Here is a 14,588-nt window from a genome sequence, read left to right as displayed (position 1 = left end):
CCGAACATGTTGACAGGGCGGGCGAAGTATGTGCCTTGCCTGCATCAAAGTCAGCAGAGGCAGATCCATTGAACGTCGCAGTTCCAGATAGCATCGGCGAGGCACAAGCAGCGGCCCTCACCCGCCGTCTTGTCGCGGTTGTCGTAACCTTCAATCGGCTAGAGAAGTTGAAGGTTACGCTCGAACGGCTGCTAGAGAGTAATTCTACAGAAATCTGCGCTGTCGTGGTTGTGAACAACGCCTCAACGGATGGCACGCGCGCGTGGTTGAACACCTACGAGGCTGAACAGACGCTGCTCGGGGATCACCGTCTGGATATCATTCACAGCGAGTTAAATACTGGCGGGGCAGGGGGCTTTGCGACCGGGATGCGCCAAGCGATGGAGCATCACACCCCCGATTGGCTTGTGGTCATGGATGATGATGGTCGCCCCGCCCAAGGTGCCTTGACCCGCTTCCACGAGATTCCAGATGACAAATGGGATGCAATGGCAGCTGCGGTGTATTTCCCCACCGGCGAAATCTGCGAGATGAACCGCCCCTCGCGCAATCCTTTCTGGCATGGCAAGGAGTTCATACGCACACTTTTCGGCGGGGGGCGCTCCGGTTTTCATGTGCACCCCTCTGACTACGAGGGGCCCGCGATGCAAATCGATGTGACTTCTTTCGTAGGGTTCTTTGTTGCAGCGCGGGCGATCAAGTCTATCGGATACCCTGATCCGGATCTCTTTATCTACGGTGATGACGGGATCTACACCCTGCAACTGACCAAAGCAGGCCATCGGATTGGATTTGAGCCGTCGATCCAGTTCGAGCATGACATGGCGACTTTCAAAAGCGCCGCGCAAGACAACGCGCAAAGGGGGCGCTTCGTCCCCCTTTGGAAAGCCTATTATTATCACCGAAATCTGCTCATACTTTACAAGATGGCGGCGGGCCTGCTGTTCTGGCCGGTCATGGCGGTGATCCTGCCGAAATGGCTTTTGAAAGCACGGAGCCACACCGGAGAGCGCAAACGCTTTCTTAAGCTGCTGTCCATTGCAATTGCAGACGGTCTCTTGGGACGTCGCAAACGCACACACTCCGACATCATGCGTCTAAGCGGCAAGTAATTCGAAAGCTACTTGTTCAGGATATCGTGGTGGAAGCGCCCCATCAGGATCAGCCCAAGAGTCAAAAGGCCGAGGGAAAGTCCTAGGATGTAGGTGACGCTCACGTAAGATGCGTCATAAGTAGAATAGAACGCGGCCCGCACCATTCCTGTGATCTGCATCAACGGATTGTACCACAGGATTTCCTGTGCCGCGTCAGGCAAGTCTCGATATAGAAACAGAACACCGGACGCGAGGAAAAGTGGCCTCGTGATCACTCCCCAAATCAGCTCCCACAGTGGAAAAAGGCTGATTAATACACAGTTCACCGTTCCGACAGCAAACCCGAGCAAGATCGCCAAAGACACACCAAGAATGGCCAGAGGCAGATCCAACATGGAGCGGCTATCAACCGCGAAGTACACGCCACCCACCAAAATAACCATGATAAGGACGTCGGTCAGACTGTTTAGAAACAGACGTGCCAAAATCGCGTGAACCCATGTGACAGCAGGAAACTTCAGAAGAGGCTTAGAGAAACTGACTGCTCTGGCAGTACAGTTGGCCATGTTCGCATAGATGTTAAACGGCAAGAAGCCAGTGGTGTAAAACAACAGAAAACTCGTGCCCAACGGCGGGGTCCGGATAATGAGCGAAAACCCCAGTGACAGGAACAGGATTGCCGCCATCGGTTCCAACAAGCTCCACAGGTAGCCCCCTGGCGTACGACCATATCGCGTCGACATTTCCCGGAGCATCAAAGCAAGGATCGTTCTGGCCGACGCAAAACTACGCTGCGTCCCTGTAGTGCGGCGTCGCGCTACCAAGCCTTCTGCGTTCGGATCAATCACTGTCTGTCGCCCGATCTCTTTATTCCGATGTCGCAAGGAATTCTGCGAAACTATCTAGCATTCTACCCATTCTGGCGGACTATGCCCCTATGGTAGGCCAATGGCAAATGCCTCCAGCTGGCGCAAGGGACAAATCACATGAACATGATGTGAGTAGCGCCCATCCCGCAACGCGTTGCATTTGATCCTTCAGAACAGTAACTGTCTGAAAAGGAAGCAGCAGCGCGCGCTGTGGCCCAATTGCCCGAGGACAGTAGAACTCCCATGACGGAAACAAAGCCCCCATCGCTTTCAACAGGAGAGCAGGCGCCCAAGCGAAAGCAAGGTGGCGCAGGAGCCGGGCCCGCTCAGGGTGGTCCCAAAGGGCAACTTGGCAAGAACAAGCAGATGATCCGTCAAAAACTGATGACCCGGATCTCCTCCTTGGAAAAGGAACTCGAGGAAGCCCGCGCAGGCGCCGCCGATTTCCCGCTAGCCCGCCCTGCGCGGATGCGCACGCGGCACTGGGGTGTTATCTTTAGCTTTATTCTCATTGTACTTGCGCCCGCAATTGCGGTGAACACGTACCTGTGGACGGTCGCCAAGGATCAGTTTGTCTCGACGACAGGTTTCACCGTCCGCAGCCAAGAGACGACTGCGACCAGCGATCTTCTCGGCGGTCTTGCGAGCTTTGCCTCCAGCGGTTCGGCCTCGGATAGTGACATCCTCTTCGAGTTCATCCAGAGTCAGGAAATGCTGCGCGCGGTTGATGAGCAACTCGATTTGCGCACGCATTTCAGCCAGCATTGGCCCGAGGATTGGGCTTTCTCTGTGTGGCCCAACGCCTCGATCGAGCAACTCCTGTGGTATTGGGGCCGCGTTGTCCGGATTTCCTACGACAGCGGATCTGGCCTCATCGAAGTCAAAACCAGCGCGTTTGATGCCGAGTATGCGCAGGATATAGCCGAAGCAATTTTAGGCGAGAGCCAGCTGCGGATCAATGCTCTGAACGAGCAAGCGCGTGCGGACGCCATGGGTTACGCCGAAGCGGACCTGTCCGAAGCGCTGGATCGTTTGAAAGATGCACGCGAAGCTCTGACGCAATTTCGGACGCGCACCCAGATTGTGGACCCGACCGCGGACATTCAGGGCCGCATGGGTGTGATGAACAATTTGCAGCAGCAATTGGCACAGAGCCTGATCGAATATGACATCCTGTTGGGCTCTGTCGGGGACGCGGACCCCCGTGTCAAGAAATCACAACAGCGGATCGAAGTGATCGAAGACCGCATCCGTGTTGAACGCGAAAACCTGACCGCATCAGGAGAAGACGCTGCCACAAACGGAACTGTATCAACTGATTATCCTGCGCTTCTTTCGGAATACGAACGCCTGAACGTCGATCTACAATTCGCAGAAGAAACCTACCGGACCGCCTTGGCCGCCCTTGATCTGGCCAAAGACAATGCCTCGCGTCAAAGTCGATACCTCGCCACTTACATCCGCCCCAGCTTGGCTCAAGAAGCCGAAGCCCCACAGCGGATCGTCATCGGTGCTTTGTCTGCGCTGTTCTTGATCTTCATCTGGTCGATTGGCGTACTGATTTATTACTCGATCCGCGACCGGAGCTAATCGGAAAAACACGATGATCAGGCTCGAGAACCTTACGAAGAGCTTTCGCATCAAGGGCGAGAGAAAGGTTGTGATCGACAACCTTAACCTCACGTTGCCCTCGCATACCTCGCTGGCATTGCTGGGTCGGAACGGGGCGGGAAAGTCGACTCTGCTCGAGATTATCGCTGGCATCTCCCGGCCCGATAGCGGCCGCATCGTCACGGATGGGACAATCTCTTGGCCAGTGGGGCTAGGCGGGTCGTTCCACCGTGACCTGACAGGCGCAGAAAATGTGAGATTTGTCGCGCGAATTTACGGGGTGGATACGGATGACCTCGTTGCGTTTGTCGAAGACTTCGCCGAACTCGGAAAATCCTACCATATGCCTGTGCGCAGCTATTCCAGTGGCATGCGATCGCGGCTCACGTTTGGTTGCTCTATGGGCATCAAGTTCGACACCTATCTTGTAGACGAGGTCACCGCCGTCGGTGACAAAACCTTCAAGAAAAAGAGCCGCCAGATTTTTGCCGAAAGGATGCAAACATCCAGCGCAATTATGGTGAACCACAACCTCAGAGAGGTGCGGAAATACTGCAATGCGGGCATCATCCTTGAGCATGGGCGTGCAGAATACTTCGATGACTTGGACGAGGCGATCGCGATCCACGAAACTATGCTGGATTGAGCGCCAACCGCTCTGCAATTCTTTGCCGCAGGTGCGAGAGACCAGCGAATTACCGGTACTCATCCCATAATACAAAGGGTATACCGCAGAAAAGTGACTTGGCCGCTCTGTATAAGTGAGCTGTGGCGTACCCGGTCCAAACAACGTTTCAGGAGTTCGAGAATGGCCATTGGCACCTTGTCTGCATCTTATTCCACACTGCAGTCGTTGATGTGGCCAGAGGCGGGAATTTGCACCGAAAGAGAACTCTATGTCCATACCGATGGACCTGCTGCCCTGTCGATCAGCAAAAGGGAGGTGCAGTTCATCGCGTCAGGGACCGCAGACTTCGGGACGTGGTTCAACCTTTTCAATACCGAGAAATGGAAACGCGAATGCGGGCTCTCGGATCTGGCTCTCGAACTTCAAGGTGAGGGCACATTCGAACTGACCATTACTCTGGCCGCGCAGGATCGCTCATGGGAGACGGTCCTGACGGAAATCGTCAGCTTCGAAGAGGCTGCGCAGGATGAGCCCCTTCGGTTTGATCTCCAGCATATTTTATCCGAACCCTACACGGACGGTCTCGTCTTTTTTGCGCTAAAGGCCATGAGCAATGGCAAACTCTCCGATGCCCGCTGGGTCAGCAGAGATGAGGCAAAGCGCAGCCCTTCGCTCAATCTCGCTGTCACAACTTTCCGCCGTGAAGAGGCCGTTGCCCGCACGATGAAGCGATTTGAAGGCTACATGTCGACTTCGGTCATCAAAGATCACTTGCACTTGACCGTAACAGACAACGGGCAGACGCTTGCCGAGCATTTTGATCTCAGCACTCTCCCTTCCTTTATCAGCGTTGTTCCGAATGCCAACCTTGGCGGGGCAGGGGGTTTTACGCGCGGTCTTCTAGAAACACGCGACCGCGGTGATAGCCATTGTCTTTTCATGGATGACGATGCCTCGATCCACATGGAGAGTATCGAGCGGACTTGGACGTTTCTTGCCTACGCAAACGATCCGAACACGGCTGTCTCTGGGGCGATGATCAGCGAAGCCCGTCGTTGGGCCATCTGGGAAAATGGTGCACTCTTCTTCGAACGCTGCCGACCGCTGTTTATGAACACTGACTTACGCGATCCGAGCGAAATGACGGAGATGGAGCTGGCGGCCACGCCTTCGGTTCCAAGGAATTTCTACGCGGGCTGGTGGTATTTCGCGTTCCCGGTCGACGCTGCAAACCATCTAGCGTTCCCGTTCTTTGTGCGCGGCGATGACGTCAGCTTCTCGCTCGCCAATGCGTTCAACACGGTCACATTGAACGGCGTAGTTTCCTTCCAAGAGAGCTTCACCGAAAAGGAAAGCCCTCTGACATGGTATCTCGATTTGCGCAGTCACATGGCACACCACCTGTCATTGCCCGATCTGGAGGTGGGGAAATGGCGCGTGCTCAAAATCGCCGTTTGGTTCCTTTTGCGGAACCTGCCGCGAATGCACTATAACTCCATCGCAGCGATCAATCTTGCGATGGAAGACGTGATCAGCGGGCCTGACTATTTTGACCGGAATGCCGATGTCGCTGCACGGCGTTCAGATATCAAAGCACTGACGAAAGCAGAAGCTTGGCAACCGCTGACGCCCGATGTCGTGCTGCCGCCGCATCGCGAAAATCCGACCCCAGCGTGGCATCGTACATTGATGAAGCTGACTTTGAACGGCCATCTTCTACCGGGATACAAGAAGCTCGGGAAAAAGATACTCCTGACCGGACCGCAGCGCGGATATATCGGCGTTATCTGGGGCGCCTCCGAAATCACGTACCTGAACACAGAGCGTACCAAATACTACACCGTGCGCCATTCGAAAGCAGAAGCTTGGCAAGCGCTCCGTGCATTTGCGAGGAATGCCCGTTTATTCGTGAGAAAATACGACGCCTTGGTGAAGAGTTACCGCGGCGCATACGGGACCATGACTTCTGAACCCTACTGGCGCGAAAAGCTTGGTATGCAGCACACGCCAGAAGCCAAACACAAAGAAGCCGCCGAATGAAAGAAGACCTGCATCCTTGGATGCGGGTCTTTTCTCTACCGGGGCTCCATAAGCGTGAAGCCAATCACTCCTGCCGGACGCAATCAGCGAAATAGCGTAGAACACCATCTTCACCGCGCTCTTGAACCAGGCCGTGGATATCCGTTTCGAAACCGGGACATTCGCGCGCAAACTCACGGTTGAATTTCAGGTATTCCACGATTTTACGATTAAAGACCTCGCCCGGGATCAACAGCGGGATGCCCGGAGGATAGGGCGTCACAAGTGACGTCGTGATACGACCCTCCAGCTCGTCAATCGGCACCCGCTCTGTCGTGCGGCGGGCAATATGTGAATAGGCATCGGCAGGGGTCATCACCGGCTGCAAATCGCTCAGGTACATCTCGGTCGACAGACGAGCCACGTCATATTTCGAATAGAGGGTATGAACGTGCTGACACATGTCGCGCAGGCCCATCTGCTCCCAACGAGGTTGTTTGGCGCAGAATTCCGGCATGATCCGCCACATGGGTTGGTTTCGGTCAAAGTCGTCCTTGAACTGCTGCAACGCCGCCACAAGCGTGTTCCACCGACCTTTGGTGATCCCAATGGTGAACATGATAAAGAAACTGTAGAGGCCTGTTTTCTCGACAACAACGCCGTGCTCGGCAAGGAACTTCGACACGATCGAAGCCGGAATTCCAGTCTCCTCGAAACGGCCGTCAAGGTTCAGGCCAGGCGTGATGATCGTCGCTTTGATTGGGTCCAGCATGTTGAACCCGGGCGCCATATCGCCAAATCCGTGCCAGCTGTCCTCGCCGTCAGAAGCATTCACCCCTTCGGCATCGGTCTTCTTTAGCTCCCAGGCTTTGGCGCGGCCCATGCCTTCTTCGGCCAGTTCCTCGGGGCCCCACACCTGGAACCACCATTCGTTCTCGCCAAACTCCTCGTCCACTTTGCGCATGGCACGGCGGAAATCCAGCGCTTCGTCGATGCTTTCCTCGACCAGCGCGGTCCCACCCGGAGGCTCCATCATTGCGGCCGCGACGTCACAACTCGCAATGATCGAATATTGCGGCGAGGTCGACGTGTGCATCAGATAGGCTTCATTAAATAGATGCCTGTCCAACTTGGTGTCTTCTGCGTCCTGCACCAGCACGTGGCTGGCCTGTGAGATCCCAGCAAGCAGTTTGTGCACCGATTGCGTTGCATAGGTGACAGACTCTTTGGTGCGCCCACGCTTGCGCCCCATAGAGTGGTAGGTGCCATAGAAGGGATGAAACGCTGCGTGCGGCAACCACGCCTCGTCGAAATGCAGATTTTCGACGTACCCGTCGAGCATACCCTTAATCGTCTCTGTATTATACAGAACGCCGTCATAGGTGGACTGCGTCAAGGTCATGATCCGCGGCTTCACTGTTTCCGGATCAACGCCTTCGAGCAGGGGGTTGGCCCGGATCTTTGCTTTGATGGTTTCCGGCTCGAATTCCGATTTCTGGATCGGACCGATAATACCCCAATGGTTCCGCGTCGGCTTCATGAAGACAGGGATTGCGCCCGTCATGATGATCGAGTGCAGGATCGATTTGTGGCAGTTGCGGTCCACAACCACGACGTCGCCAGGGGCAACGGTGTGGTGCCAAACCATCTTGTTGCTGGTCGACGTGCCATTTGTCACAAAGAAGCAGTGGTCGGCATTGAAAATCCGTGCTGCATTCCGCTCGGACGCCCCGATTGCGCCGTTGTGGTCCAGCAGCTGACCCAATTCTTCAACAGCGTTACAGACATCGGCGCGGAGCATATTTTCGCCGTAGAACTGGTGGTACATTTGACCAACAGGTGACTTGAGGAAAGCCACGCCGCCAGAGTGCCCGGGGCAGTGCCACGAATAGGAGCCATCCTCTGCGTAGTCCAAAAGTTCACGGAAAAACGGGGGTTGGATGCCTTCGAGATAGCTTTTCGCTTCTCGGATGATGTGGCGGGCAACGAACTCGGGCGTATCCTCGTACATGTGGATAAAGCCATGAAGTTCCTTGAGAATATCGTTCGGAAGATGGCGCGAGGTTTTGGTCTCGCCATAGATGTAGATCGGAACATCTTCGTTCTTCCAGCGCACTTCTTCGATGAAGTTGCGGATGTTCAGAACTGCGGGGTCCAGATCGGGTCCGGGGGTGAATTCTTCGTCGTCGATCGACAGGACAAAGGCGCTGGCTCGGGACTGTTGCTGCGCAAATTGCGACAGATCCCCATAGCTGGTAGCCCCCAGAACTTCGAAACCCTCTTCCTCGATGGCGGTCGCCAACGCCCGAATGGCGGAACCCGATGAATTCTCGGAACGGAAGTCTTCGTCAATAATAACGATGGGAAAACGAAATTTCATGGGAGTCTCCTACCGGCACGCTGAGGGCCGTGAATAGGGCGAGGCGAGACGCCGCGCTGAATCAATTACCCTACGAAAGGGGTCTTCTTGTTGTTTCGTTTCGCACTCACCCCGTCAAGGGCCTGCAAACGCGAAAAAGGGCAGATCACAGATGTGATCTACCCTTTTCATTTATCTAGACTACGCGCTTAAGCGTGTTCGCTCAGGAAGGCGTCTGCCTCTTCCTCGGCCTTTTCTTTGGTCCAGCCATACTTCTCTTGAAGTTTTCCGATCACCTTGTCGCGCTTGCCTTCCATTTCGGTGACTTCGTCATCTGTGAGGTCGCCCCACTTCTCTTTGGCGTTACCTTTAAATTGGTCCCACTTGCCTTCAACAACATCCCAGTTCATCTCATAAACTCCTTAACTACTTGATGTTTAGACAACGCAAGAGAGTGAAAAGAGTTCCCGCAGGGCGATTCAACTTAGCCTGTAAATTGCATCTCAAGAGCGCGAAGCTGCGCATCGACGAAATCGGTTTCGGCCGGACTGAGGCTGCGGTGGCGAGGGTATTCAGGCGCAGCGCGGTCGTTCTTTACAGGCGCGTCCCAACCATCCGTGGTCTCGAAAAATCTCAGTGCGCCAGCCTCGCCGAATTCACGAAGATAGCCTTGGATCACGACATCCAGATAGCTTAGCAAAATTGGGTGTTGCAGGTCAGGAACTTCAAGTTTTTGCGGTACCGCGTAGATCGCGACCTCTATGTCTCGGGGAACGTCGTGAGTGATCTGATGGGTTGCAGGCAGGCGATCATAGCCGCTTTCTCGTTGATCCAGTGCCGCCCAATCGCCATTTGGGACATGTGCGATGAGGCCTTCGATCTCTGTACGATCACATTGCACCGCAGTCAGAAAAGGCGCGGAATGAAGAGCAGTATGACGCCAGGTCCGGCGCCAGCCAGAAACCTTGGCGCGGTGCGCATCTTCGTAGACATGGGTGGTGCGGTTCACGAGGCTGCCGTAGCCGAAAAAAAATGGATCTGCCATGCCCGCAGAAGTGGGGCTTTGTCAGGGAAACGTCAACTCCTTCGGATGGCTGGTTGAGCCATCTTCGGTTTTCCCCCATGAACGGACTTGACCCGACTGCGCGTAAGTCACATCTAATTTGCAGAATACATAGCGGAGAGCCGATGGCACAGAACGACAGGATGACATGTATTGACTGCGGCACGCCCAATCGCGTCCCTCATGAGAAATTGGCTGATAACCCAAAATGCGGAAAATGCGGCGGTTGGCTGATCACGGGCAAGGTCGCAGAAATTGATCTCGCGATCTTGCAAAAAGCTTCGCAAGATACGGCTTTGCCGCTGGTCGTCGACTTTTGGGCGCCTTGGTGTGGTCCATGTCGCGCAATGGCTCCGCAATTTGGGATGGCAGCAGAGCGCCTCAAGGGCAAGGCGCGGTTGGCAAAGCTCAACACCGAGCAACACCAGAGCGTGTCTGGCAGATACGCAATTCGAGGAATCCCGGCCATGATTGCATTCCGGAATGGCCGAGAAATCGGGCGCCACGTTGGTGCACAGCAAATGCCCGGTATCGTTCAATTCGCCGCGGGACTATCGCGCAAGGCGCGCTGATCAGTCCTTTGCCCGCAGAACCCCTGCGGGCCGCGCCGCCAAAGGTCTCCAGGCGAAAGCCAGACCAGCCAGCAGATTGGCTGCAATCCCACCGAGGATGATCAGGATCGCCGAGGACCAGATCACTTCGAAGCCAGTCTCCATCACATACGCACTGACACCCCAACCGGCCGCGATACCGGCGATCAGCCCGACAATGCCAGCTGCTGCGCCCATCAACATCGCTCGTAGCGCAAAACTCCGTAGAATTTGAACGCGCGTTGCGCCAATGGTCTTTAGGATCGCAGCCTCGTAGGTTCGGCCTTTCTCACCCGCAGCCGATGCACCAATCAGCACCAAAAACCCCGTCAGCAGGGACATTCCAGCCCCATAAGAAGTCGCCGCGGCAATGCCCGACATGACTTCGGCAACTCGGTTTATCGCGTCGCGCACACCGATGGCCGTGACGTTTGGGTAGGCGTTGGAAATGTCCCGCAAGATTGCGCCTTCGGCCGCCTGCGTCGCATAAACCGTTGCGATGTGCGTATGAGGTGCGCCAGACAAGGCTGACGGGTTCATGGTCAGGACAAAGCCGATCCCCGCGGTTGAAAAGTCAACGTCACGAAAACTGGTGATCGTCCCTGTGATGTCCCGTCCCAGAACATTGACGGTCAGAGTATCACCGAGGGTCAGACCAATCTCTTCTGCCTCTTCTGCTGCAAACGAAATCTGCGGCGCGCCGGCGTAGTCTTCGGGCCAGAATGTGCCATCCGTCACTGTTGTTCGAGAGTCCGGTTTGGCCGCATAGGTGATACCGCGATCGCCGCGAACAACCCAATGATCCGGAGCGACTTCCTTGGCTGGCGTTCCATTAATTTCCGTGATCACTCCCCTCAGCATGGGCGCAGTGTCCACACGGCTGACCTCTGGATCAGTTGTCACGCGATCCAGAAAACCGTCAAGTTGGTCCGGCTGGATATCCACGAAGAAGTAGCTCGGCGCGACATCTGGTAGATCCCGAGAAATCGCATTGCGCAAGTTGCCATCTATCTGACCTACCGCCGCCAGAACCGACAGACCGAGCCCCAGAGACAAGATAACAGCAGACGTTTCTTGTTGCGGGCCCCCGACGGCAGCGAAAGCCCAACGCAAAGGGCCGTGTTGCCGACGTCTGTGGCTGCTCCACCGTGCCAGAGTCCGGATCCCGTAGGCAGCCAGCGTCAAGATAAGGAGCGCCCCAGCGATACCCAGCGCGGTCCAAAGTGTCAGAGTTGCCGCAGCTGAAAACGCCACAGCGGCCCCAACCAAAGCGATCAACAGAACACCCGCAGCAACCACATAGGGCCAACGCGGCAGCAACTTCGCGCTGCTCATCGCGTCGCGAAAGAGCGTCGCAGGCCGCACTTCTTCGGTCCGGGCGAGTGGCCAGAGCGTGAAGAGCAGCGCGGCCAGAACGCCGTACAACGCAGCTTCGATCAAGGGCGTTGCATACACTGTGAAAACCGCAGGAACAGGCAAATTTTGTGCGATCAGCGGAGACAAGAGCAACGGAAGACCAGCACCAAGTAGGAGCCCGATGGCGATCCCTGCAGCGCTCAGTATTGCGATCTGGATAAAATAAGTCAGAAAAATGGTCTGGCGGCTCGCGCCGAGCGTCCTCAATGTCGCAATCACGCCTGTCTTGCCAGCAAGGTAGGATCGAACGGCAGCAGACACGCCAACCCCGCCAACCGCTAACCCTGACAGCCCGACGATCACCAAAAATGAACTCAGGCGCTCTACAAATCTAGACACCCCGGGTGCCCCGTCCCGAGAGTCGCGCCACCTGATGCCCGCGCCCGAAAACGTTTCTTCGGCCATCGCGCGGCTCTGGTCTAGGTCGGTGCCAGCGGGCAACAACATGCGGTACTTGGTTTCGTAAATCGATCCGGCGGTTAGCAAACCTGACTGAGTCAAATCTCCAGAGCGTACCAGCGTGCGCGGCCCCAGCCCAAAACCCGCGCCGGCATCATCGGGTTCGCGCGTCAGCTCTGCCATGAGGGCGAATGTCTGATCGCCAAGGGAAAATTTTTCCCCAATCGACAGCCCCAGACGATCAATCAACGCAGGCGCCATCACTGCGCCAGGTAAGGTTTCGGTCCCCTCCAAGGCCTGTAACAAAGGCATATCCGGCGTCAGGCGCACATCACCTAGCAGAGGGTAGGCGGCATCGACGGCCTTGACTTGGGTCAGACCACGCTCTTCGCCGGCAACTGCCATTGAGCGAAAATCAACGACTTCTGAAACGCTTTCGGCAATGCCATCGATCCACGCGCGTTCTTCTTGGTTCGCGGTGCGGTAGGTCAATTCGATCTCTGCGTCGCCGCCGAGCAGGGCAGCGCCTTCGGACGCGATGCCTTGGTTGATTGCACTGCGAACGGTCCCGACAGCGGCAATAGCGGCCACCCCGAGTGCAAGACAGGCCAGAAAAATATAGAACCCACGTAGCCCACCGCGCAGCTCACGAAAGGCAAACTTCAAAGGCAGCGCAAGGTTCATACAGCTCTCTCCGAAACGGCGATATGGCCGTCAATGAGCCGCAACTGACGACTGCACCGCGCGGCCAATTCCGGAGCGTGCGTGACCATAACTAGCGTCGCACCATGTCGATCACGAAGGTCAAAAAGCAGATTGATCACCGCTTCTCCATTTGCACCGTCAAGGTTTCCGGTCGGCTCGTCCGCAAGTAAAATCTTGGGGCGCGTTGCGACTGCGCGGGCCAAGGCAACGCGCTGCTGCTCACCCCCTGACATCTGTCCCGGGTAATGCCCGGCACGATGCCCAAGCCCAACTGCTGCAAGTTCCGCAGACGCTCGGTCCATCGCGTCCACCTCGCCCGCGAGTTCCAAGGGCGTCGCCACATTTTCAAGCGCTGTCATGGTAGGGATCAAATGGAACGACTGAAAGACAACCCCCATGTGCTCTCGGCGGAAACGGGCAAGGCGGTCTTCGTTCATCTCGGTCAAATCTTGACCCAAACAAGAAATTGACCCGCCAGAGGCCCGCTCTAGCCCACCCAACAACATCAGCAAAGATGACTTCCCGGATCCCGATGGCCCGACCAGGGCGAGCGACTCACCTTTTTCAACCTCGAGAGAGATCCCTTGCAGGATTGTGACCGGACCGGCATTGCCATCCAGCGTCAAACTCACATCTTTGAGGGATAGCACGGAGGTACTCATGTCGGCAAAAATCCTTTCAAGCATATCGGTTGGATATGGGGCCTTGGGCCGCGGCAGCAAGGTATGCGCCGCCGCGCTAACTGTTTTAATGTGCACATACACCTCGGCTTTGGCCGCAGAAGTCAGACTTGTTGCACTAGGGGACAGCCTGACCCAAGGCTACGGTTTGCCGCAAGGAGAAGGCTTCGTGCCCCAGCTCCAGCAGTGGCTGATGGCGCAGGGCGCAGACGTCGAGATCATGAACGCGGGGGTGTCTGGTGACACAACGGCTGGCGGCCTTTCACGCGTTGACTGGACGCTTACTGATGATGTCGACGGGATGATCGTCACGCTTGGCGGCAACGACTTGCTTCGAGGGATTGCTCCAACCGCGATACGCGCGAACCTTGAGGGCATCCTCAAGGCCGCTGACGCCAAGGGCGTAGAGGTTTTGCTGGTCGGCTTAGGCGCGACAACCAATTACGGCGCGGAGTACAAACGAAACTTTGAGGCCATTTATCCCGACCTGTCAGAGCAATACGGAACGCTCTATTACCCCAACTTTTTCGCCGCACTGGCCGAGGATGGCGTCACAGCGGATGCCATTCAGACATACATGCAGCCTGACGGCATTCATCCCAACGCTTTGGGCGTCGCAGAGATCGTCGCAGATATCGGGCCAAAGGTTCTAGAACTCTCAGAAATCGCCCAATAGTTACTCTTTGACTTTCGCAGCGATCGCGCCTCTGGCTTTGCCAAGTGCGATCCCTTGTGCCGTCCAAGATACCCCTGCACGCGCAATTCTCGTGTTGTCCCACGTGTCAAACAACAACGTGAACCCTTCTGCGGTGATCTCGGTGCAACGGATATTGAAACGCAGGTTTTCTGACTGGGAGCTGTCCATCCCCGAAAGCCCGGCCGAAACGACCGGCGGCGCGGCAAAAGGCTGATCAAACGTAAAATCCCAGCGCACCTGACGCGCCCCGTCACCGCTCCACATATATTCGTCAGTGTCGCAGTGGTTAAATAACTCGTCTTGGGCAGAGATGGCCTGGAACGCGCCAGGGATCATCGTGATTTGCTGAACAAATCTGGACGACGCAAGCATCGCAAACTCCGAAAAACTGATTACACTACGGAAACAGACTGCTTCAGATGGGCACTCTGTTCAACCCATGAGAACCGGAGATGCTT

At 56.0% G+C, this 14,588-nt stretch carries 13 protein-coding genes; 6 read left to right on the top strand and 7 right to left on the bottom strand.

The genetic code is table 11. The features are described from left to right. Nucleotides 1-68: 68 nt before the first annotated feature. Nucleotides 69-1,112, top strand: a complete 1,044-nt coding sequence (locus tag AB9K37_RS12035) for a glycosyltransferase (protein WP_369838944.1) — start codon at nucleotides 69-71, stop codon at nucleotides 1,110-1,112. 8 nt (nucleotides 1,113-1,120) lie between these two features. Here AB9K37_RS12035 and AB9K37_RS12030 read toward each other — a convergent pair whose 3' ends face one another. Then, nucleotides 1,121-1,837: an ABC transporter permease gene (locus tag AB9K37_RS12030; RefSeq protein ID WP_369838941.1), complete on the bottom strand. Its 717-nt coding sequence runs from the start codon at nucleotides 1,835-1,837 to the stop codon at nucleotides 1,121-1,123. A gap of 492 nt (nucleotides 1,838-2,329) precedes the next feature. Between AB9K37_RS12030 and AB9K37_RS12025 the strand changes: the two genes are divergently transcribed. The 3 genes from AB9K37_RS12025 to AB9K37_RS12015 all read left to right on the top strand — a co-directional run bounded on the left by AB9K37_RS12025 (nucleotide 2,330) and on the right by AB9K37_RS12015 (nucleotide 6,242). Beyond that, complete coding sequence (locus AB9K37_RS12025; RefSeq protein WP_369838938.1) at nucleotides 2,330-3,553, top strand: sugar transporter; 1,224 nt, start codon at nucleotides 2,330-2,332, stop codon at nucleotides 3,551-3,553. A 13-nt stretch (nucleotides 3,554-3,566) separates the two neighbouring features. Next, on the top strand, nucleotides 3,567-4,220 hold the full coding sequence (locus AB9K37_RS12020; protein ID WP_369838935.1) for an ABC transporter ATP-binding protein: 654 nt from the start codon (nucleotides 3,567-3,569) through the stop codon (nucleotides 4,218-4,220). Nucleotides 4,221-4,382: 162 nt separating this feature from the next. Next, nucleotides 4,383-6,242 carry a hypothetical protein gene (locus AB9K37_RS12015; protein ID WP_369838932.1) on the top strand — a complete coding sequence of 620 codons (1,860 nt, stop codon included), beginning with the start codon at nucleotides 4,383-4,385 and terminating at the stop codon, nucleotides 6,240-6,242. 64 nt (nucleotides 6,243-6,306) lie between these two features. On the opposite strand, the gene AB9K37_RS12010 is transcribed toward AB9K37_RS12015, so the two are convergent. The 3 genes from AB9K37_RS12010 to AB9K37_RS12000 form a co-directional block, all read right to left on the bottom strand. Beyond that, nucleotides 6,307-8,601 carry an Orn/Lys/Arg decarboxylase N-terminal domain-containing protein gene (locus AB9K37_RS12010; RefSeq protein ID WP_369838929.1) on the bottom strand — a complete coding sequence of 765 codons (2,295 nt, stop codon included), beginning with the start codon at nucleotides 8,599-8,601 and terminating at the stop codon, nucleotides 6,307-6,309. A gap of 188 nt (nucleotides 8,602-8,789) precedes the next feature. Then, entirely contained in the window at nucleotides 8,790-8,990 is a 201-nt protein-coding gene (locus AB9K37_RS12005) for a CsbD family protein (protein ID WP_369838926.1), read from the bottom strand. A 74-nt stretch (nucleotides 8,991-9,064) separates the two neighbouring features. Continuing rightward, on the bottom strand, nucleotides 9,065-9,625 hold the full coding sequence (locus tag AB9K37_RS12000) for a gamma-glutamylcyclotransferase family protein (protein ID WP_369838923.1): 561 nt from the start codon (nucleotides 9,623-9,625) through the stop codon (nucleotides 9,065-9,067). Between the two features lie 143 nt (nucleotides 9,626-9,768). Here AB9K37_RS12000 and trxC point away from each other — a divergent pair, with 143 nt between their 5' ends. After that, entirely contained in the window at nucleotides 9,769-10,215 is a 447-nt protein-coding gene (gene trxC, locus AB9K37_RS11995; protein ID WP_369838920.1) for a thioredoxin TrxC, read from the top strand. On the opposite strand, the gene AB9K37_RS11990 is transcribed toward trxC, so the two are convergent. Both AB9K37_RS11990 and AB9K37_RS11985 read right to left on the bottom strand, forming a co-directional pair. Next, nucleotides 10,216-12,732, bottom strand: a complete 2,517-nt coding sequence (locus AB9K37_RS11990) for an ABC transporter permease (RefSeq protein WP_369838917.1) — start codon at nucleotides 12,730-12,732, stop codon at nucleotides 10,216-10,218. Further along, nucleotides 12,729-13,415, bottom strand: a complete 687-nt coding sequence (locus AB9K37_RS11985; RefSeq protein ID WP_369838914.1) for an ABC transporter ATP-binding protein — start codon at nucleotides 13,413-13,415, stop codon at nucleotides 12,729-12,731. Before AB9K37_RS11985 ends, AB9K37_RS11990 begins: the two co-directional genes overlap by 4 nt. Here AB9K37_RS11985 and AB9K37_RS11980 point away from each other — a divergent pair. Then, a complete protein-coding gene (locus tag AB9K37_RS11980) occupies nucleotides 13,414-14,109 on the top strand; it encodes an arylesterase (RefSeq protein ID WP_369838912.1) in 696 nt (231 codons plus the stop codon). The genes AB9K37_RS11985 and AB9K37_RS11980 overlap by 2 nt on opposite strands. Here AB9K37_RS11980 and AB9K37_RS11975 read toward each other — a convergent pair whose 3' ends face one another. After that, the gene (locus tag AB9K37_RS11975; protein ID WP_369838909.1) at nucleotides 14,110-14,502 is read right to left on the bottom strand and encodes an H-type lectin domain-containing protein; all 393 of its coding nucleotides are present in this window, start codon (nucleotides 14,500-14,502) and stop codon (nucleotides 14,110-14,112) included. Between the last annotated feature and the right edge of the window lie 86 nt (nucleotides 14,503-14,588).

The sequence above is a fragment of the Donghicola sp. XS_ASV15 genome (genome assembly GCF_041224595.1).
Taxonomy (GTDB): domain Bacteria; phylum Pseudomonadota; class Alphaproteobacteria; order Rhodobacterales; family Rhodobacteraceae; genus Donghicola.
The sequence above is the reverse complement of the archived record's forward strand: the minus strand, read 5'-3'. Positions and strand labels throughout refer to the sequence as shown.

Excerpts from the sequence above, each read along its gene's own strand:
- AB9K37_RS12020 (WP_369838935.1), top strand. The coding sequence starts at position 3,567 with ATGATCAGGCTCGAGAACCTTACGAAGAGCTTTCGCATCAAGGGCGAG.
- AB9K37_RS12030 (WP_369838941.1), bottom strand. The coding sequence starts at position 1,837 with ATGTCGACGCGATATGGTCGTACGCCAGGGGGCTACCTGTGGAGCTTG.
- AB9K37_RS12010 (WP_369838929.1), bottom strand. The coding sequence starts at position 8,601 with ATGAAATTTCGTTTTCCCATCGTTATTATTGACGAAGACTTCCGTTCC.
- trxC (WP_369838920.1), top strand. The coding sequence starts at position 9,769 with ATGGCACAGAACGACAGGATGACATGTATTGACTGCGGCACGCCCAAT.
- AB9K37_RS11975 (WP_369838909.1), bottom strand. The coding sequence starts at position 14,502 with ATGCTTGCGTCGTCCAGATTTGTTCAGCAAATCACGATGATCCCTGGC.
- AB9K37_RS11990 (WP_369838917.1), bottom strand. The coding sequence starts at position 12,732 with ATGAACCTTGCGCTGCCTTTGAAGTTTGCCTTTCGTGAGCTGCGCGGT.
- AB9K37_RS11980 (WP_369838912.1), top strand. The coding sequence starts at position 13,414 with ATGTCGGCAAAAATCCTTTCAAGCATATCGGTTGGATATGGGGCCTTG.
- AB9K37_RS12005 (WP_369838926.1), bottom strand. The coding sequence starts at position 8,990 with ATGAACTGGGATGTTGTTGAAGGCAAGTGGGACCAATTTAAAGGTAAC.
- AB9K37_RS11985 (WP_369838914.1), bottom strand. The coding sequence starts at position 13,415 with ATGAGTACCTCCGTGCTATCCCTCAAAGATGTGAGTTTGACGCTGGAT.
- AB9K37_RS12025 (WP_369838938.1), top strand. The coding sequence starts at position 2,330 with ATGATCCGTCAAAAACTGATGACCCGGATCTCCTCCTTGGAAAAGGAA.
- AB9K37_RS12000 (WP_369838923.1), bottom strand. The coding sequence starts at position 9,625 with ATGGCAGATCCATTTTTTTTCGGCTACGGCAGCCTCGTGAACCGCACC.
- AB9K37_RS12015 (WP_369838932.1), top strand. The coding sequence starts at position 4,383 with ATGGCCATTGGCACCTTGTCTGCATCTTATTCCACACTGCAGTCGTTG.